The sequence below is a fragment of the Pseudomonas sp. ITEM 17296 genome, from assembly GCF_028895205.1.
In the GTDB taxonomy this organism is placed as follows: domain Bacteria; phylum Pseudomonadota; class Gammaproteobacteria; order Pseudomonadales; family Pseudomonadaceae; genus Aquipseudomonas; species Aquipseudomonas kermanshahensis.
Genome location: NZ_WJRS01000021.1, coordinates 38290 through 55185 on the forward strand (window position 1 = coordinate 38290; position 16896 = coordinate 55185).

The following is a 16896-nucleotide window of genomic DNA, read 5'->3' on the forward strand; positions in this document are numbered from 1 at the left end:
CTCGATTTTTATAAATCCATCCAGATTCGGATACTTCGTAATGAAAACTGGTAAAGAACTGAAACCCGGTACCGTACTGCGGATCGACAACGACCCGTGGCTGGTTCAAAAAGCTGAGTTCACCAAATCGGGCCGTAACAGCGCGATCATGAAAACCAAGCTGAAGAACCTGCTGACCGGCTACAAGACCGAAACCGTCTACGGTGCGGACGACAAGCTGGACGACGTGATCCTGGATCGCAAAGAAGCGACCCTGTCGTTCATCAGCGGTGACTCGTACACCTTCATGGACACCACCGACTACACCATGTACGAACTGAACGCCGAAGACATCGACGCCGTTCTGCCGTACATCGAAGAAGGCATGGAAGACATCTGCGAAGCCGTCTTCTTCGAAGGCCGCCTGGTATCGGTTGAACTGCCGACCACCATCAGCCGTAAAGTTGTCTACACCGAGAACGCCGCTCGTGGTGACACCTCCGGCAAAGTGATGAAGCCTGCCAAGCTGGCAAACGGTACCGAGATCTCGGTTGCCGACTTCATCCAGATCGACGAGTGGATCGACATCGACACTCGCGACAACAGCTTCAAAGGCCGTTCCAAGAAGTAATTCTTCTTGTGATGCGCACAAAAAACCCGGCCTCGGCCGGGTTTTTTTATGCCTGCATTCAGACCGTCACGTGCAGCCTTACATCCACATTGCCGCGGGTGGCGTTGGAGTAAGGGCAGACCTTGTGCGCCTTCTCCACCAAACCTTCGGCATCGGCCTGGGCCAGGCCCGGCAGGTTGATGTGCAGGTCGATGTCCAGGCCGAAACCACCCGGGATCTGGCCAATGCCCACGTTTGCAGTGATCGAGGCATCGGCCGGCAGGGCTTTTTTCTCTTGCCCGGCGACAAATTTCAGTGCGCCGATGAAGCAGGCCGAGTAGCCGGCCGCGAACATCTGTTCAGGGTTGGTGCCGTCACCGCCCGCGCCGCCCAGTTCCTTGGGGGTGCTCAGCTTGACTTCCAGCTTGCCGTCGCTGGAGCGGGATTTACCGTCGCGCCCGCCAGTGGAGGTGGCTTCTGCGATGTACAGCGGAGTGACCTTTTGCATCTTGAGCCTCGCTAATGTGCTGTGCGCAACCGGGTGGCGGCGGCGCTGGGTAGGTGTGGGATTTAAATTAGCGCGCAATTAGTTTGCGCGCAAGATAAATCATCACCGTTCATCCGAACGGCCATCACACAGCATAGCGCTCAGAGGTTTTTCTGCAGGTTGTCGCGCAGTTCGAGCAGGTCGGCTTGCAGCTGTTTCAGGCGTTCCAGGCTGCGCCCGCTGGCCTTGAGGATGCACGGGGGCACCTGTTTGGCCTGTTGTTGCAAATCACGGCCCTTGTCTGTCAGTTGCACCAGTACCACCCGTTCGTCTTCGCGGCTGCGGGTGCGCTTGAGCAGGCCTTCGCTTTCCAGGCGCTTGAGCAGCGGGGTCAGCGAGCCAGGGTCGGTGAGCAGGTGCTGGCTGATCTCGCCCACGGTCAGGCCATCCCGCTCCCACAGCACCAGCATGGCCAGGTACTGCGGGTAGGTCAGGCCCAGCGCTTGCAGCAGCGGCTTGTAGACCTTGGTCATCAGCAACGAGGTCGAATGCAGGGCGAAGCAGACCTGGTTGTCCAGCAGCAGCTCGTCACAGGAGGCTTGGGTGTCGGCGTTCATGCAGGTCCTTGGAATAATCAATGGGGAAATCTAGCACGCTGATCATTAGTGCGTTCATTGCCAGCGCAGTTCACTGCGCAGAGCCAGGTCCCAGGGTGGAATGGGGCTGAAACGGCTCTTGAGAAATTCGAGCAGTAAACGGCTGCGAGAGTTCGTTTCATGTGCCAGGCGTAACGCATAAATGCCACTGGACTCGGCGGCTGGCAGGCCACCTTCGCAAAACAGCGGGACCAGTTCGCCGCGCAGCAGGTAGTCGCTGATCAGCCAGGTGGGCAGGTGGGCAATGCCCAAACCCGCGAGGGCGCCGAACAGCAGGGTTTCGGCGTTATTGGCGGCCATGCGCATGCGCGATGGCCGGTACAGGCGGGCCTGGCCGGCCACGCTGAAGCGCCAGGCAAACGGCGGCGCCAGGCCGTCCCAGTCGAGGCCGTCGTGCGCAGGCAACTCGCTGGGGCACGCCGGTACGCCTCGGCTGGCCAGGTAGGCCGGGCTGGCGCAGGCGATGCGGACCATGTAGGCCAGCGGTGTGGCGACCAGGCGCGTATCGGCCAGGGGGCCTGCACGCAACACCAGGTCGACTTCGCCGAGGTGGCTGCCTTGCAAGTCGACGAAGCTGTCGATCAGGCGCAGGTGCACGTCAAGCCCGGGGTAGGCCACGAGGAAGTCGGCGATGGCTGGGGCGAGGTGGCGGCGGCCAAACGCGGCGGGGGCGTCGATGCGGATGAGGCCTTCCGGGGCACTGCTCAATGAGACGGCTTCGGCGCGGGCCAGGCGCAGCTCCTCGATGATGCGTCGTGCGCGTTCGGCAAAGGCGTTGCCGGCCGGGGTGGCACGCACCGCGTGGGTGCTGCGGGTGAACAGCCGGCTGCCCACGGCGCTTTCGAGGTTGTCGATGCGCCGGGCAACGGCCGACGGCGTCAACGGGTGGCGCCGCGCGGCGGCAGAGAAACTGCCGGTTTCCAGCACGTCGAGAAACAGGCTGAGTTGGTCGGTGAGGATATCGGGGTTCATGGTGGCTCGGCTTTGCATAAAACGCACAGCCATTGTGCGCTGCTGTGCGTTTCCCCACCAGCCCCGACTCGGTAGCATGCTCACCATTGCAAGCGAGAGGCGCAGAGGCCCTGATGATCGAGTGGTTGTTGTATATCGCGTTGGGCGCTGCCCTGGGCACCATGGGTGGTTTGTTCGGCATTGGCGGCGGGTTGATAGCAATCCCGGCGCTGGGGGTGTTGTTCGGCTTGGACCAACAGCTGGCGCAGGGCACTGCGTTGGTGATGGTGGTGCCGAATGTGTTGCTGGCGCTGTGGCGCTACCACCAGCGCAACCGCATCGAGCTGCGCCATGCGCTGCCGTTGGCACTGTGCAGTTTCCTGTTCGCCTGGCTGGGGTCGATTTGGGCGGTGGGCATCGATGCCCAGTCCATGCGGCTGGGTTTTGTCGGCTTTCTGGTGGCGCTGGCGGTGTGGAACGTGACGCGGATGTTCCTCAAGGTCGCGCCGCCCAGCCCTGAACTGCGTTACGCCTGGCCGTGGCTGGGCGTGCTGGGCAGTTTTGCCGGCACCATGGGTGGGTTGTTCGGGGTAGGGGGCGCGGTGGTTGCCACGCCTATTCTGACCAGTGTGTTCGGGACCACGCAGGTGGTGGCGCAGGGGTTGTCGCTGGCATTGGCGGCGCCCAGTACGACGGTTACCCTGTTGACCTATGGCGTGCACCAGAGTGTTGACTGGGGGGTAGGGATCCCCTTGGCGGTCGGTGGGCTGCTCAGCATCAGCTGGGGGGTGAGGTTGGCGCATGCCTTGCCAGAGAAAGTGTTGCGGGCGATGTTTTGTGCGTTTCTGGTGGTGTGTGCGGTGATGTTGGGGTTTGAGCTTTAAGCGCACATGCAGCAGCCGTCTCCCTGTAGGAGCAGCCTTGCGCTGCGAAGAGGCCCGTCCAAGCAGCGCAAAATGTCGCTGAAATCACTGGCCTTTTCGCAGCACAAGGCTGCTCCTACACAAAGCTATGGCTGCCACTGATCTATTTGAACCCTTCGACGATGTAATCGGCCATGCAATCGGTGATCGGGGACGGGTGCTGCGTGCTGCGCACCAGCATCACATTGGCCACCGGTAACTGCGGCAGCCCGTCGCTCTCGCCCAAAATCCGTATGTTGCCGCCGATCAGGCTCTGCAACTGTGCCGTCACCGCCAACCCGGCAGTGACGATGGCAAAGATCGCCGCCAGGCTTGGGCTGGTGTAGGCAATGCGGTAGTCGATGCCTTGCGCTTCTAGCGCATTGCAGGTCCAGGCGCGGCAAAAGCAGTCGGTGTTGAACAGCGCCACCGGCATGGGCCGTTGCTCCTGCGGGCAAAACCCTTCGGCGGCAGCCCACACCAGCCGTTCCTGGCGCAACAGCTGGCCGACTTCGTTGCCCGGTTCGCGGGTGACGATGGTCAGGTCCAGGTCCTGGCGCAGCATCAATTGCTTTGACGAATCGCAATGCACCTCCACCTGCACCAGCGGGTAAGCCTGGGCAAAACTCGACAGGATGGTCGGCAGAAAGCGCATGGCGTAATCGTCGGGTGTGCCGATGCGTACAACCCCGACCATATGCGGCATGCGCAAGGTATTGAACACTTCGCCGTGCAGCTTGAGGATGCGCCGGGCATAGCCAAGCAGTACCTGCCCTTCAGCGGTGAGGCGTACCTGGCGGCCCTCGCGCTCGAACAGCTGGCGCTGCAGGATGTCTTCCTCCAGGCGTTTCATTTGCATGCTGACCGCCGACTGGGTGCGGTTGACCACCTCGCCGGCGCGGGTGAAACCGCCTTGCTCGGCAATGGCGACGAAGGTGCGCAATACGTCGGCATCAAGGCTTTGATACTGGGACATTGCATCAATCTCCGAGATGCATGGCATCAGAAACATTCGTTGGATTGATCTTAAGCCCGGCGCGAGACTGGAGCCATCAACACGGAGGGCTTCACGATGAAAGGTCATGTCAGCAGCATCCAGCAACCTGCCGTTTCCCTGAACCACCTGTGGCACGCAGCCCTGCAGCGCCCGGCGCGTTGGTGGGAGCTGTACCGTCAGCGCCAGGAGCTGGCCAGCCTCAGCGATGCGACATTGCACGACCTGGGCTTGAGCCGGGCGGATATCCAACAAGAAGCCGAGCGGCACTTCTGGGATGATCCGCTGCGCAAATAGGCCGTTTTTTGTAGGTGCGGCGGTTTAGCGGCGCACCTGCTTGAGGGTTTCGGCAATCAGAAACGCCAGTTCCAGCGACTGATCGGCATTCATGCGTGGGTCGCAGTGGGTGTGGTAACGGTCCGACAGGCCGTCTTCGGTGATCGGGCGGGCGCCGCCGATGCATTCGGTAACGTTCTGCCCGGTCATCTCGATGTGAATCCCGCCTGCATGGCTGCCTTCGGCCTGGTGCACCTGGAAGAACTGCTTCACCTCATCGAGGATCTGCGCAAAGTCACGGGTCTTGTAGCCGCTGCTGGCCTTGATGGTGTTGCCGTGCATGGGGTCGGAGCTCCACAGCACCTTGCGCCCCTCGCGCTCGACAGTGCGGATCAACCCTGGCAGGTGGTCGCCGACCTTGTTGGCGCCCATGCGCACGATCAGGTTGAGCCGGCCGGGGTCGTTGCTCGGGTTGAGGGTGTCGATCAGGCGGATCAGTTCTTCGGGGTTCATGCTGGGGCCGACCTTGACCCCGATGGGGTTGTGCACGCCGCGCAGGAACTCGACATGGGCGCCGTCGAGCTGGCGCGTGCGGTCGCCGATCCACAGCATGTGCGCCGAGCAATCGTAGTAGTCGCCGGTCAGGCTGTCCTGGCGCACGAAGGCTTCTTCATAGTTGAGCAGCAGCGCTTCGTGGGCGGTGAAGAAGCTGGTCTCGCGCAGTTGCGGCGCGCTGTCCAGCCCGCAGGCACGCATGAAGGCCAGGGTCTCGTCGATACGGTTGGCCAGTTGATGGTACTTGTCGGCCAACGCCGAGTTGGCGATGAAGTCCAGGTTCCACTTGTGCACCTGGTGCAGGTCGGCAAAGCCACCTTGGGCAAAGGCGCGCAGCAGGTTGAGGCTGGCGGTGGCCTGGTGGTAGGCCTGCAGCAGGCGGTCCGGGTCGGGGATGCGGCTTTTTTCATCAAAGCCGATGCCGTTGACGATATCGCCACGGTAGGCGGGCAGGGTGACGTTGCCGATGGTCTCGTCGCCCGCGGAGCGCGGCTTGGCAAATTGCCCGGCCATGCGCCCGACCTTGACCACCGGGCAGCCGGCAGCAAAGGTCATGACGATGGCCATCTGCAGCAGCACCTTGAACGTGTCGCGGATCTTCGCGGCGGAAAACTCGGCAAAGCTCTCGGCGCAATCGCCGCCCTGCAACAGGAACGCGCGGCCTTCGGTGACTTCGGCGAACTGCCGGCGCAGCTCGCGGGCCTCACCCGCGAACACCAGCGGCGGGTAGCTGGCCAAGGTCTGTTCGACCTTGAGCAGGTGCGCGGCGTCGGGGTAGGTCGGTTGCTGTTGGATAGGCAGGGCACGCCAGGTGTCAGGGCTCCACGGTGCGTTCATTTCGGGCTCGATCTTGTGGGTTGTAGGCTTTGCGTCATGGTAACAGTTGCCGCCGCGCTTGTTGCATCGGGGGTGTTGGCGGACAATGCGCGTTTTTGCACGGGCGAGTGGCGAACATGACGGCGGAACGGGAAGAGCGGCTACTGGCACGGGTCGAAGATGCCTTTGGCGTCATCAGCGTGTACGAGGTGGACGACTACCGTTTTCTCGAATTCGGCGACGCGATCGAGCAGAGCTGCGTATTCACCGCCGACCCCAGCTGGCTGGAATATGACTACACCCGCGCCATGCTGGTCGGCGCCTTGTGCCACGCGCAGCCCGAGAGTGCGCTGTTTCTGGGCCTGGGCGCCGGCACGCTGACCCAGGCCTGCATGAAGTTTCTGCCGCTGGACGATATCGAAGCCATCGAGCTGCGCCCAGACGTGCCGCGCCTGGCCATGGAATACCTGGGCCTGGACGATGACCCGCGCCTGTATGTGCGGGTGGGCGATGCCATCGAGTTGCTGCCCAGCGCAGAAAAGGCCGACCTGGTCTTCGTCGACCTGTACACCGACTTTGGCCCGGGTGTCGGGCATTTGGCCTGGGGATTTCTGAACAACTGCCAGAAGCAGCTCAACCCTGGGGGTTGGCTGGTGATCAACCAGTGGGCCAGTGATGACGGCAGGCCGCTGGGCGCGGCGCTGCTGCGCGGCTTGTACCACCGGCATTATTGGGAGTTGCCGGTGAAGGAGGGCAACGTGATCCTCTTGGTGCCGGCGGACCTTGAGCAAACGCTGGACATGCAAGGGCTGCGGGCGCGGGCCGAGGCGCTGGCGCCGCAGTTGGGGTATAGCCTTGACGGGCTGATCAAAGAAATTCGGCCTGCTACCTGAGCAGATGACATCCCCTTGTAGGAGCAGCCTTGTGCTGCGAAGAGGCCGGTGAAAGCAGCAAGAATTTACGCTGCCTGCAATGGCCTCTTCGCAGCGCAAGGCTGCTCCTACAAGGGGATGTGAATTAACGATTCAGCCCGTCGTCGCTAGTGGCTACGTGGTGGCTCCGGTCTACCGAAAATTTTCCTCACGTAACCCGTTAATTCGGGTATAGTACGCGCCGGTCTTTTAGCGGACCTCAAAATCAGGTGGTGCAAATCCTCCGAGTCCAGCTTCGGCTGCACGTCCGCTAGGCGGACCTTCCCAAGTTTTTCTTTTTCAATCGTTTTCGCAAATCCCCGCCGCCAAAGCTGCCTGGGTGACCTTCTGGTCTTTCAAGGCATGTGCAGCTTTGGAGCATGGGTCTTTGCGGATGCACCTAGAGGCAGACCCATGACCCAGGAAACCGGCGGATTCGCCGCTCTCGATCTCAATCCGAATATTGTTGCTGCTGTACTGGCTACCGGCTATGAAGAGCCGTCCGCCATTCAGCATCAGTCGATCCCGATCATCCTCGCCGGTCACGACATGATCGGCCAGGCGCAGACTGGCACCGGCAAGACCGCTGCCTTCGCCCTGCCGATCCTCAACAAGATCGACGTGAGCAAGCGCGAACCGCAAGCCCTGATCCTGGCGCCAACCCGTGAGTTGGCGCTGCAAGTTGCTACCGCTTTCGAAACCTACGCCAAGCAGATGCCGGGCGTTAACGTGGTCGCTGTTTACGGTGGTGCCCCGATGGGCCCACAGCTGCGTGCCATCCGTAACGGCGCGCAAATCGTCGTCGCTACCCCAGGCCGTCTGTGCGACCACCTGCGTCGTGACGAAAAAGTCCTGTCGACCGTACAGTACCTGGTACTGGACGAAGCCGACGAGATGCTCAAGCTGGGCTTCATGGATGACCTCGAAGTAATCTTCGACGCAATCCCAGCTAGCCGTCAGACCGTTCTGTTCTCCGCAACCCTGCCGTCGTCGATCCGCTCGATCGCCGAACGTCACCTGCGTGAACCCAAGCACGTCAAGATCCAGAGCAAGACCCAGACCGTTACCGCGATCGACCAGGCTCACCTGATGGTCCATGCCGACCAGAAGATCCCGGCTGTTCTGCGTCTGCTGGAAGTTGAAGAGTTCGACGCGCTGATCGCCTTCGTGCGTACCAAGCAAGCCACCCTGGACCTGGCCGCCGCGCTGGAAGCCAAGGGCTACAAGGCTGCTGCGCTGAACGGCGACATCGCCCAGAACCAGCGTGAGCGCGTTATCGACTCGCTCAAGGATGGCCGCCTGGACATCGTCGTCGCCACCGACGTCGCTGCCCGTGGTCTGGACGTACCGCGCATCACGCACGTGTTCAACGTTGACATGCCGTACGACCCAGAGTCCTACGTTCACCGTATCGGCCGTACCGGCCGTGCCGGTCGCGAAGGCCGTGCACTGCTGCTGGTCACCCCGCGTGAGCGCCGCATGCTGCAAGTGATCGAGCGTGTTACCGGGCAGAAAGTGGCCGAAGCACGCCTGCCGAATGCCCAGGCCGTTCTGGATGCTCGCATCAAGAAACTGACCTCGAGCCTGGCGCCGCTGGTGGCCGAATCGGAAGCCAGCCATGGCGACCTGCTCGACCGTCTGACCACCGACCTGGGTTGCAGCCCGCGTGCCCTGGCTTCGGCCTTGCTGCGCAAAGCCACCAATGGTCAGGCGCTGGACCTGGCTGCCGTAGAGCGCGAGCAGCCGCTGGTACCGGGCGTTGGTGCACCGCGTGAGCGTACCGGTGAGCGTGCCGAGCGTGGCGAGCGCAGTGACCGTGGTGACCGTGAGCGTCGTGCGCCAATGCCGCTGGCTGAAGGCCGTGTGCGTTGCCGTACTGCCCTGGGTGCCCGTGACGGCATCGCTGCCAAGAACCTGTTGGGTGCGATCCTCAACGAAGGCGGCCTGGCCCGTGACGCTATCGGCCGTATCCAGGTACGCGACAGCTTCAGCCTGGTCGAGCTGCCGGAAGATGGCCTGGAGCGTCTGCTGTCCAAGCTCAAGGACACCCGCGTGGCTGGCAAGCAGCTGAAGCTGCGTCGCTACCGCGAAGATTGATCCTGGCGTAATAAAAAAATCCCCGGCCTGAGCTGGGGATTTTTTTTGCCTGGGTGAAGCGCACAAGGCCCGTGTAGGAGCAGCCTTGTGCTGCGAAGAGGCCAGTGCAACCACAGTGAATGCTCGCTGCTTGCACCGGCCTCTTCGCAGCACAAGGCTGCTCCTACAGGGGATCTGTGTTTCAGTCGAACCTGTAGATATCCATCCCCAGTGCGCCCAAGGTGAACCCCTGGTGGACGATGCCGAACGTGCCCCCAGCCCCGAGGGCAAAAAACAGCGGTAGCAAATGCTCATCACTGGGATGGTTGCGCACCGCAAACGGTGCCGCTTGCCGGTAACCCACCAGCGCCTCCCGGTCATCCTCCTGCAGCCGCGCCACCACCCAATCCCGAAACGCCAGCGCCCAAGGCTCGATCACGTCCGGCCCGGCGTGCCAGTCCAGTTCGCCCAGGTTATGGGTAATGCTCCCCGAGCCCACCAGCAGTACCCCCTGCGCGCGCAACCCAGCCAGTGCCTGGCCAACCTTGAGCTGCAAGGCAGGCCCCAGCTGACTGGGCAGCGACACCTGGAGCACCGGGATATTGGCGCCCGGGTACATCAGCGATAACGGCACCCAGGCGCCATGGTCGAACGGCCGGTGCGCATCGGTGCGCGCCGGCAAGCCGGCAGCGCCCAGCAACGCGCACACCTGCTCGGCCAGCGCAGGGGCACCCGGTGCCGGGTACTGCACGGCATACAGCGCCTGGGGGAAGCCGTGGAAGTCGTGCCAGGTCTCGGGCTGCTGGCTGCCGGTCACCAGCAGCTCACGGCTTTCCCAGTGCGCCGACACCACCACGATCGCCTTGGGTTGCGGCAGGGCGTTGGCCAACCCGGCGAGGGCCGGCCCGCTGGCGCCTGGCTGCAGGGCAAGCATGGGGGAACCATGGGAAATGAACAGGCTGGGCAGCATGGCGATGTCCTGAGGGTTAAGATGCAGTCATCTTCGATCAGTTACCGATCGAAATCCAAACCAAGTTTTCTGCGCTATGTATCGAAGCGCTTGATAAGTACAGGAGCAACCATGGAGCCAGCGTTCTGGCACAAACGATGGGCCGACAACCAGATCGGCTTCCATCAAGCGCAGGTCAACCCCTACCTGCAAGCGCACTGGCCAGCGCTGGCGCTGCCGGCTGGCAGCCGTGTGCTGGTGCCGTTGTGTGGCAAGAGCCTGGACCTGGCCTGGCTGGCAGGGCAGGGGCATCGGGTGCTGGGGGTGGAGCTGTCGCGGCGGGCAGTGGAGGGCTTTTTCCAAGAGCACGGGCTTGAGGCAGAGGTTACGCAGAAGGGCGCGTTCGAGGTTTGGCGCAGCGCCGAGGTAGAGCTGTGGTGCGGGGACTTCTTTGCCTTGCAGGCCCAGGATGTGGCCGATTGCGCGGGGTTCTATGACCGTGCGGCGTTGATTGCTTTACCGCCCGAGATGCGCCTGCACTACATGCGGCTGTTGGCTGACGTGCTGCCAGCGGGGAGCCAAGGGCTGTTGGTAACGCTGGATTATGACCAGGCGCTGTTGGCTGGCCCGCCGTTTTCGGTGGCCGATGATGAGGTGCGGCACGGGTTTGCCGGTCGGCAGGTGGAGCCGCTGGAGGTGCTGGAAATCATCGAGCAGAGCCCGAAATTTGCCCAGGCCGGTGCTACCAGCCTGCTGGAGCGGGTGTATCGCATAGGCCTCTGAAGGGGACCACCCACAAAAAAGGGCGACCGAAGTCGCCCTTTCTTGTTTTTGCCGGGTGGATCAACCGCGACGGCGCAGCGCCTCGATACGGTCTTCCAGCGGCGGGTGGCTCATCAGCAGCCCGGCCAGGCCGTGCTTGAGGCCGCCATTGATGCCAAAGGCCTTCATGGTGTCCGGCATATGGACTGGCAGGCCTTGCTCCACACGCAGGCGCTGCAGGGCGCCGATCATCGCGGCTGTGCCGGCCAGTTGTGCGCCGGCTTCGTCGGCACGGTACTCGCGGCGGCGCGAGAACCACATGACGATCATGCTGGCCAGGATGCCCAGGATCAGCTCGGCAACGATGGTCGCGACGTAGTAGGCAATACCCTGGCCTTCTTCGTTCTTGAAGATGACCTTGTCGACGAAGTTGCCGATGATGCGGGCAAAGAACATCACGAAGGTGTTCACCACGCCCTGCACCAGCGCCAGGGTGACCATGTCACCGTTGGCCACGTGGCCGATCTCGTGGGCCAGCACGGCACGCACTTCATCGGGCGAGAAACGCTCCAGCAGACCCTGGGACACCGCTACCAGGGCGTCGTTGCGGTTCCAGCCGGTGGCGAAGGCGTTGGCCTCGTAGGCCGGGAAGATACCCACTTCGGGCATCTTGATGCCGGCCTCGCGCGACAGCTCCTCGACCGTTTGCAGCAGCCACTGTTCGTGGCGGGTGCGCGGCTGCGAGATGATCTGGGTGCCGGTGGTCATCTTCGCCATCCACTTGGAGATGAACAGCGAGACAAGGGAGCCGGCAAAGCCGAACACGGCGCAGAACACCAGCAGGCTGCTGAGGTTGAGGTCGACCCCGTTGGCGGCCATGAACCCGTTGAAACCGAACAGGCTCAGGGTAATGCTTGCAACCAGCACCACCGCGAGGTTGGTGGCTACAAACAACAGAATGCGCATCATGGTTGTTACGTTCTCCTGACGGATGAGTGTGTTGCTTACTGCGGGGTATATAAGGTGCAAGCCGTGCCGATTCAATCGGGCGACTATTTCAAACTGTGTACGGCGGAGTATGGCAGAGGATGCGGTGGGGGCTGTGAGGTAGAGCGTTGCAGGATGTAAGAAACATTTGGGGCTGCTTTGCAGCCCATTCGCAGCGCAAGGCTGCTCCTACAGGAGAACGCATACACCTGTAGGAGCAGCCTTGTGCTGCGAAGAGGCCTTCAGTTACTGCGAATAAGTCCGCAGGAAATTCCCGATCCGCCCGATCGCCGCTTCCAGGTCGTCCACCCGCGGCAAGGTCACCACGCGGAAGTGGTCCGGCCATGGCCAGTTGAACGCTGTACCTTGCACGATCAGCAGTTTTTCCGACAGCAGCAGGTCTAGCGCGAACTTCTCGTCATTGAGGATCGGGCAGACCTTCGGGTCGATCCGCGGGAACGCATACAGCGCGCCCATCGGCTTCACGCAGCTCACGCCCGGGATGTCGTTGAGCAGCTCGTAGGTGCGGTTGCGCTGCTCCAGCAGGCGGCCTTGTGGCAGCACCAGGTCGTTGATGCTCTGGTAGCCGCCCAGGGCGGTCTGGATGGCATGCTGGGCCGGCACGTTGGCGCACAGGCGCATGTTGGCCAGCATGTCGATGCCTTCGATGTAGCTCTGGGCGTGGTGCTTGGGCCCCGAGATGATCAGCCAGCCGGAACGGAAACCCGCCACCCGGTACGACTTGGACAGGCCGTTGAAGGTCAGGCACAGCAGGTCGGGGGCCAGCGAGGCGGTGCTGATGTGCACGGCTTCGTCGTAGAGGATCTTGTCGTATATCTCGTCGGAGAACACCACCAGGTTGTGCTGGCGCGCCAGCTCCAGCATGCCCAGCAGCAGCTCCTCGGAGTACACCGCGCCGGTCGGGTTGTTCGGGTTGATGATCACCAGGGCCTTGGTGTTCGGGGTGATCTTGGCCTTGATGTCTTCAAGGTCAGGGAACCAGTCGGCCTGTTCGTCGCACAGGTAGTGCACCGGCTTGCCGCCAGCCAGGCTCACTGCGGCGGTCCACAGCGGGTAGTCGGGGGCCGGGATCAGCACTTCGTCGCCGTTGTTGAGCAGCGCCTGCATCGACATGACGATCAGCTCGGACACGCCGTTACCGAGGTAGATGTCCTCGATGGTGACGCCTTCGATTTCCTTCTGCTGGCAGTACTGCATCACCGCCTTGCGCGCGCTGAACAGCCCTTTGGAGTCGCTGTAGCCCTGCGCGGTGGGCAGGTTGCGGATCACATCCTGGAGGATTTCGTCCGGCGCCTCGAAGCCAAACGGCGCCGGGTTGCCGATGTTCAGCTTGAGGATGCGGTGGCCTTCCTCCTCCAGGCGTTTGGCGTGCTTGAGCACTGGGCCGCGAATGTCGTAGCAGACATTGGCGAGCTTGTTCGATTTGCTGAACTGCATGATGGGGTCCCGGTTGAGAATACGCACCGCGCCCTTTCGAAAGGTTTGAAAGGGCAGGAAGCGGGTGCCAGACTGAACGCCTGGCACACGAAGCCAACTAATATACGTGCCACCCGCGTTACGGAAAAGACGGCGCGGGGTGAAATTAAGCCTGTCGAGGTCCCTACATGCAAAAGATCGAGAAGACACTTGAACAATGGCGGTCGATGCTCGACCCCGAGCAGTACCAGGTGTGCCGCCTCAAAGGCACCGAGCGGCCGTTCAGCGGCAAGTACAACAGCGAGCGTCGTGATGGTATCTACCATTGCATCTGCTGCGGCCTGCCGCTGTTCGATGCGCAAACCAAGTTCGATTCTGGCTGCGGCTGGCCGAGCTTCTACGCGCCGATCGAAGACAGCGCGATGATCGAGATTCGCGACACCACCCACGGCATGATCCGCACCGAAGTCACCTGCGCCCGCTGCGATGCGCACCTGGGCCACGTGTTCCCCGACGGGCCACCCCCGACCGGCCTGCGCTATTGCATCAACTCGGTGTGCATCGACCTTCGACCACGTGACTGACCGGAGCCTGAACATGGCTGGATCGATGCTGGACATCCCCTGCGTGACCCTGGGGGGCGAGCACAAGAAGCTCGGTGACTTCCCAGGCAAAGTCCTGTTGGTGGTCAACACCGCCAGCCAGTGCGGCTTTACCCCGCAATACAAAGGCCTGGAGCAGTTGTGGCAGGCCTACCGCGAGCGCGGCCTGGTGGTGCTGGGCTTCCCTTGCAACCAGTTTGGCAAGCAAGAGCCGGGCGAAGCGCGGGACATCGCGCAGTTTTGCGAGCGCAATTTCGGCGTGAGCTTCCCGCTGTTTCGCAAGGTCGAGGTCAATGGGCCGGGTGCTCACCCGCTGTTCGTCGAGCTCAAACAGCGCGCCCCCGGCCTGCTGGGCAGCCAGAAGATCAAGTGGAACTTCACCAAGTTCCTGGTAGACCCTGCCAGTGGCCAGGTCACGCGCTATGCGCCGACCACCAAACCGCAGGCACTGGAAGCAGACATCGAGCGCCTGCTCAGCCGCTGATCGGCACCCAGTGCTCGACCAGCGCCAGCAGCTCTTCGCGGCGGAACGGCTTGGCCAGGTAGTCGTTCATGCCCGCCGCCCGGCAGCGTTCGCGCTCTTCGGGCATGGCATTGGCGGTGAGCGCGACGATCGGCAAGTCTGGCCAGCGGCCGCTCTGGCGGATACGCCGGCTGGCTTCGTAGCCGTCCATCACCGGCATGTTGCAGTCCATCAGCACCAGGTCGAAATCCTCTTGTTCTAGCCACGCCAGGGCCTCGGCGCCCTGGGTGGCCAGCTGTACCTGGCAGCCGAGCTTGGCCAGCATGCCCTTGGCCACCAGTTGGTTCACCGGGTTGTCCTCCACCAGCAGAATCCGTGCACGGCCTTCTTCCGGGGAGGTGTGCGGGTTGGCCAGCGGGTGCTCGGGCTCGTGGCCTTGCAGGATGCGCCGTAGCGTCTGGTACAGCGCATTGCGCGCCAGTGGCCGGGCCAGTTGATGCAGCGGCGCAAGGTTGATGGATTGCTCATTGGGCAGGAAATTGCCGTAGGCCGTCACCAGCAGGATGGGCGTTTTCAGTGCAGGGCGCAGCGCCAGCAGGTGCTCCAGGTCGTCGGTGATCAGCAGGTCGAACGTCGCAGTGTGCAGGCCTGCGCTGCTGTCGTGGCGTTGGTACGCCAGGCCCCAGGCGGGCAGCAGGTCTTGCAGCAGCTCATGCAGCCCGCTGCTGGCATCGCTCAGGGCCACCACGCGGCCCTGCAGCGGCGCCGGCGGGATGGCTTCAGTGTGCACGGCCAGTGGCAGCTCTGCGCTGAAGCGGCTGCCAAAGCCTGGTTCGGACTGGATATGCAGGTGCCCCTGCATCGCCTTGCACAGGTTGCGCGTCAGTGCCAGGCCCAGGCCGGTGCCGCCGTACTGGCGGGTGATGCCAGCGCCAGCCTGGGTGAAGGGCTGGAAAATCCGCGCCTGCGCCTCCTCGGGGATGCCGATGCCGGTATCGCGCACTTCCAGGCGCACTCCGCCGACAATCGTCACCAAGCGGATGTCGACGCGGCCGAAGCGGGTGAACTTGAGCGCGTTGGACAACAGGTTGCTGACGATCTGGCGCACCCGTGTCGGGTCGCCGAGCACGCTGCTGGGGAAGTCGCGGGCGATCAGGCAGGTCAGCTCGACGCTTTGCGCGGTGTTCTGCGACAGCAGGTTGGCGGTGTCCTCGACCATCGAGCCCATGTCGAAGGCAATGCGTTCGAGCTCCAGCTGGCCGGCATCGAACTTGGACAGGTCGAGAATATCGTTCAGCAGCTCCACCAGTACCTTGCCTGAGTCGTGGGCGATGGTCATCTGTTGGCGCTGCTCGCTGGGCAGCGGGCTGTCCAAGGCCAGGGCGATCATGCCGAGCATGCCGTTGAGCGGGGTGCGGATCTCGTGGCTCATGTTGGCCAGGAAGGCCGCGCGCGCCTGGGCCATGTCCAGGGCCCGGCGCCGGGCTTCTTCGAGCTCTTGGTTGGACAGGCTCAAGCTGCTGTTGCTGGCCTTGAGCTGGTCGGTGCGCGCCGACACGATGTCTTCCAGCTCGTTCAGGTACTGGGTCAGGCGGTTTTCGGCGTTACGCCGCTGCTCGATCTCGGTGGCCATGCTGATGAACTGCTGGTTGGCGACTTTGACCAGCACGCCGATCTCGTCGTGTTCGTGGCCATGGGGGCATTCCAGCCGGGTTTGCCGCGGCTTGCGTGGGTCGCTGCCGCTGAGCGCGCCAATCACGGTCACCAGCGGTTTGGTCAGCATCATGTAGAACAGCGCCAGCAGGATCCCGGTCAGCACCAGGCTGCGGGCGAAGCCGTTGAACAGGGTGATGCCGGCGCGGTCGAGGAAGCGGCTGCCGAAGGCGTAGGTGTCGACGTCCAGGTACAGGGTGCCCAGGTATTCATTGGGCATATGGGCGAGAAACAGGCGGTCTTGAAGCTGGCGCTGCTCGCCGAACAGGAAGTCGCTGAGCGGGCGGTAGCGGTCTTCAAGGCGTGGGCGCTCGACGTCGGCCAGCACGGTATCGTTGTTGTCGATCAGCCGGGCGCGGATCACCGCTGGCGATTGCAGCAGGCCGCGGGTCAGCTCCAGGGCCAGTTCGGCATCGATGTTGTAGGCGATGCGCGAAGCCGGGTTGTGGCTGATTTGCAGCAGTGCACGCACTTCACGGTTGATGGATGCGTCTTCGCTGGCATAATCGATGCCGATCTGGATGAGACTGAGCAATGTTCCCAGGATGAAGCCGACCAGGACTGTCAGCCGGGCTTGCTTGTATGACAGGCGATTGGTGAACTTGATATCCATGAGTCCCGAGCCGGTTTCACGTCCCTTGCGCTGCGCAAGCATAGCCGAATAGCCCCGGCTGCTGGCGGGTCTGTCACACATTCAACCTTGATTGCTTGTATGCAGTGCTGGCCTCTTCGCGGGTAAACCCGCTCCCACAGGTTATTTCGCAGCCTTC

Annotated in this window: 17 protein-coding genes; 8 read left to right on the forward strand and 9 right to left on the reverse strand. The window is 62.7% G+C overall.

The window, feature by feature from the left end; genetic code table 11:
• Positions 1 to 40 precede the first annotated feature (40 nt).
• Positions 41 to 610 carry an elongation factor P gene (gene efp, locus GIB19_RS20705; RefSeq protein WP_099428595.1) on the forward strand — a complete coding sequence of 190 codons (570 nt, stop codon included), beginning with the start codon at positions 41 to 43 and terminating at the stop codon, positions 608 to 610.
• A 58-nt stretch (positions 611 to 668) separates the two neighbouring features.
• Here the strand turns inward: efp and GIB19_RS20710 are convergent, their stop codons facing one another.
• The 3 genes from GIB19_RS20710 to GIB19_RS20720 form a co-directional block, all read right to left on the reverse strand.
• Positions 669 to 1097 carry an organic hydroperoxide resistance protein gene (locus GIB19_RS20710; RefSeq protein ID WP_027596038.1) on the reverse strand — a complete coding sequence of 143 codons (429 nt, stop codon included), beginning with the start codon at positions 1095 to 1097 and terminating at the stop codon, positions 669 to 671.
• Between the two features lie 140 nt (positions 1098 to 1237).
• Positions 1238 to 1693: a MarR family winged helix-turn-helix transcriptional regulator gene (locus GIB19_RS20715; RefSeq protein ID WP_027596039.1), complete on the reverse strand. Its 456-nt coding sequence runs from the start codon at positions 1691 to 1693 to the stop codon at positions 1238 to 1240.
• A 54-nt stretch (positions 1694 to 1747) separates the two neighbouring features.
• On the reverse strand, positions 1748 to 2704 hold the full coding sequence (locus GIB19_RS20720) for a LysR family transcriptional regulator (RefSeq protein ID WP_027596040.1): 957 nt from the start codon (positions 2702 to 2704) through the stop codon (positions 1748 to 1750).
• 113 nt (positions 2705 to 2817) lie between these two features.
• Here GIB19_RS20720 and GIB19_RS20725 point away from each other — a divergent pair, with 113 nt between their 5' ends.
• A complete protein-coding gene (locus GIB19_RS20725; RefSeq protein WP_274887839.1) occupies positions 2818 to 3567 on the forward strand; it encodes a sulfite exporter TauE/SafE family protein in 750 nt (249 codons plus the stop codon).
• A gap of 142 nt (positions 3568 to 3709) precedes the next feature.
• On the opposite strand, the gene GIB19_RS20730 is transcribed toward GIB19_RS20725, so the two are convergent.
• Positions 3710 to 4561, reverse strand: coding sequence for a LysR substrate-binding domain-containing protein (locus GIB19_RS20730; RefSeq protein ID WP_027596042.1), 852 nt, complete (start codon positions 4559 to 4561; stop codon positions 3710 to 3712).
• A gap of 96 nt (positions 4562 to 4657) precedes the next feature.
• Between GIB19_RS20730 and GIB19_RS20735 the strand changes: the two genes are divergently transcribed.
• A complete protein-coding gene (locus tag GIB19_RS20735) occupies positions 4658 to 4876 on the forward strand; it encodes a DUF1127 domain-containing protein (protein WP_274887840.1) in 219 nt (72 codons plus the stop codon).
• Between the two features lie 24 nt (positions 4877 to 4900).
• Here the strand turns inward: GIB19_RS20735 and GIB19_RS20740 are convergent, their stop codons facing one another.
• Positions 4901 to 6247 (reverse strand): class II 3-deoxy-7-phosphoheptulonate synthase, encoded by a 1347-nt coding sequence (locus GIB19_RS20740; RefSeq protein ID WP_274887841.1) that lies wholly within the window; start codon positions 6245 to 6247, stop codon positions 4901 to 4903.
• Between the two features lie 116 nt (positions 6248 to 6363).
• On the opposite strand from GIB19_RS20740, the gene GIB19_RS20745 reads away from it, so the two are divergent.
• Positions 6364 to 7119 (forward strand): spermidine synthase, encoded by a 756-nt coding sequence (locus GIB19_RS20745; protein ID WP_274887842.1) that lies wholly within the window; start codon positions 6364 to 6366, stop codon positions 7117 to 7119.
• A gap of 432 nt (positions 7120 to 7551) precedes the next feature.
• A complete protein-coding gene (locus tag GIB19_RS20750) occupies positions 7552 to 9234 on the forward strand; it encodes a DEAD/DEAH box helicase (RefSeq protein WP_027596046.1) in 1683 nt (560 codons plus the stop codon).
• A gap of 181 nt (positions 9235 to 9415) precedes the next feature.
• Here GIB19_RS20750 and GIB19_RS20755 read toward each other — a convergent pair whose 3' ends face one another.
• Positions 9416 to 10183, reverse strand: coding sequence for a DODA-type extradiol aromatic ring-opening family dioxygenase (locus GIB19_RS20755; protein WP_099428599.1), 768 nt, complete (start codon positions 10181 to 10183; stop codon positions 9416 to 9418).
• Between the two features lie 111 nt (positions 10184 to 10294).
• On the opposite strand from GIB19_RS20755, the gene GIB19_RS20760 reads away from it, so the two are divergent.
• Positions 10295 to 10945: a thiopurine S-methyltransferase gene (locus GIB19_RS20760; RefSeq protein ID WP_274887843.1), complete on the forward strand. Its 651-nt coding sequence runs from the start codon at positions 10295 to 10297 to the stop codon at positions 10943 to 10945.
• 60 nt (positions 10946 to 11005) lie between these two features.
• On the opposite strand, the gene htpX is transcribed toward GIB19_RS20760, so the two are convergent.
• Both htpX and GIB19_RS20770 read right to left on the reverse strand, forming a co-directional pair.
• Positions 11006 to 11893, reverse strand: a complete 888-nt coding sequence (gene htpX / locus GIB19_RS20765) for a protease HtpX (RefSeq protein WP_003259721.1) — start codon at positions 11891 to 11893, stop codon at positions 11006 to 11008.
• Positions 11894 to 12157: 264 nt separating this feature from the next.
• Positions 12158 to 13369 (reverse strand): pyridoxal phosphate-dependent aminotransferase, encoded by a 1212-nt coding sequence (locus GIB19_RS20770; protein WP_274887844.1) that lies wholly within the window; start codon positions 13367 to 13369, stop codon positions 12158 to 12160.
• A 167-nt stretch (positions 13370 to 13536) separates the two neighbouring features.
• Here GIB19_RS20770 and msrB point away from each other — a divergent pair, with 167 nt between their 5' ends.
• Complete coding sequence (msrB, locus tag GIB19_RS20775) at positions 13537 to 13932, forward strand: peptide-methionine (R)-S-oxide reductase MsrB (RefSeq protein WP_274887845.1); 396 nt, start codon at positions 13537 to 13539, stop codon at positions 13930 to 13932.
• A gap of 13 nt (positions 13933 to 13945) precedes the next feature.
• Positions 13946 to 14434, forward strand: coding sequence for a glutathione peroxidase (locus GIB19_RS20780; protein ID WP_027596051.1), 489 nt, complete (start codon positions 13946 to 13948; stop codon positions 14432 to 14434).
• Here the strand turns inward: GIB19_RS20780 and GIB19_RS20785 are convergent.
• Positions 14424 to 16781, reverse strand: a complete 2358-nt coding sequence (locus tag GIB19_RS20785; RefSeq protein WP_274887846.1) for a hybrid sensor histidine kinase/response regulator — start codon at positions 16779 to 16781, stop codon at positions 14424 to 14426. The genes GIB19_RS20780 and GIB19_RS20785 overlap by 11 nt on opposite strands.
• Positions 16782 to 16896 lie beyond the last annotated feature (115 nt).

Bases quoted from the DNA above. Each gene is read 5' to 3' on its own strand.
- efp (WP_099428595.1), top strand. From the start codon at position 41: ATGAAAACTGGTAAAGAACTGAAACCCGGTACCGTACTGCGGATCGAC.
- GIB19_RS20710 (WP_027596038.1), bottom strand. From the start codon at position 1,097: ATGCAAAAGGTCACTCCGCTGTACATCGCAGAAGCCACCTCCACTGGC.
- GIB19_RS20715 (WP_027596039.1), bottom strand. From the start codon at position 1,693: ATGAACGCCGACACCCAAGCCTCCTGTGACGAGCTGCTGCTGGACAAC.
- GIB19_RS20720 (WP_027596040.1), bottom strand. From the start codon at position 2,704: ATGAACCCCGATATCCTCACCGACCAACTCAGCCTGTTTCTCGACGTG.
- GIB19_RS20725 (WP_274887839.1), top strand. From the start codon at position 2,818: ATGATCGAGTGGTTGTTGTATATCGCGTTGGGCGCTGCCCTGGGCACC.
- GIB19_RS20730 (WP_027596042.1), bottom strand. From the start codon at position 4,561: ATGTCCCAGTATCAAAGCCTTGATGCCGACGTATTGCGCACCTTCGTC.
- GIB19_RS20735 (WP_274887840.1), top strand. From the start codon at position 4,658: ATGAAAGGTCATGTCAGCAGCATCCAGCAACCTGCCGTTTCCCTGAAC.
- GIB19_RS20740 (WP_274887841.1), bottom strand. From the start codon at position 6,247: ATGAACGCACCGTGGAGCCCTGACACCTGGCGTGCCCTGCCTATCCAA.
- GIB19_RS20745 (WP_274887842.1), top strand. From the start codon at position 6,364: ATGACGGCGGAACGGGAAGAGCGGCTACTGGCACGGGTCGAAGATGCC.
- GIB19_RS20750 (WP_027596046.1), top strand. From the start codon at position 7,552: ATGACCCAGGAAACCGGCGGATTCGCCGCTCTCGATCTCAATCCGAAT.
- GIB19_RS20755 (WP_099428599.1), bottom strand. From the start codon at position 10,183: ATGCTGCCCAGCCTGTTCATTTCCCATGGTTCCCCCATGCTTGCCCTG.
- GIB19_RS20760 (WP_274887843.1), top strand. From the start codon at position 10,295: ATGGAGCCAGCGTTCTGGCACAAACGATGGGCCGACAACCAGATCGGC.
- htpX (WP_003259721.1), bottom strand. From the start codon at position 11,893: ATGATGCGCATTCTGTTGTTTGTAGCCACCAACCTCGCGGTGGTGCTG.
- GIB19_RS20770 (WP_274887844.1), bottom strand. From the start codon at position 13,369: ATGCAGTTCAGCAAATCGAACAAGCTCGCCAATGTCTGCTACGACATT.
- msrB (WP_274887845.1), top strand. From the start codon at position 13,537: ATGCAAAAGATCGAGAAGACACTTGAACAATGGCGGTCGATGCTCGAC.
- GIB19_RS20780 (WP_027596051.1), top strand. From the start codon at position 13,946: ATGGCTGGATCGATGCTGGACATCCCCTGCGTGACCCTGGGGGGCGAG.
- GIB19_RS20785 (WP_274887846.1), bottom strand. From the start codon at position 16,781: ATGCTTGCGCAGCGCAAGGGACGTGAAACCGGCTCGGGACTCATGGAT.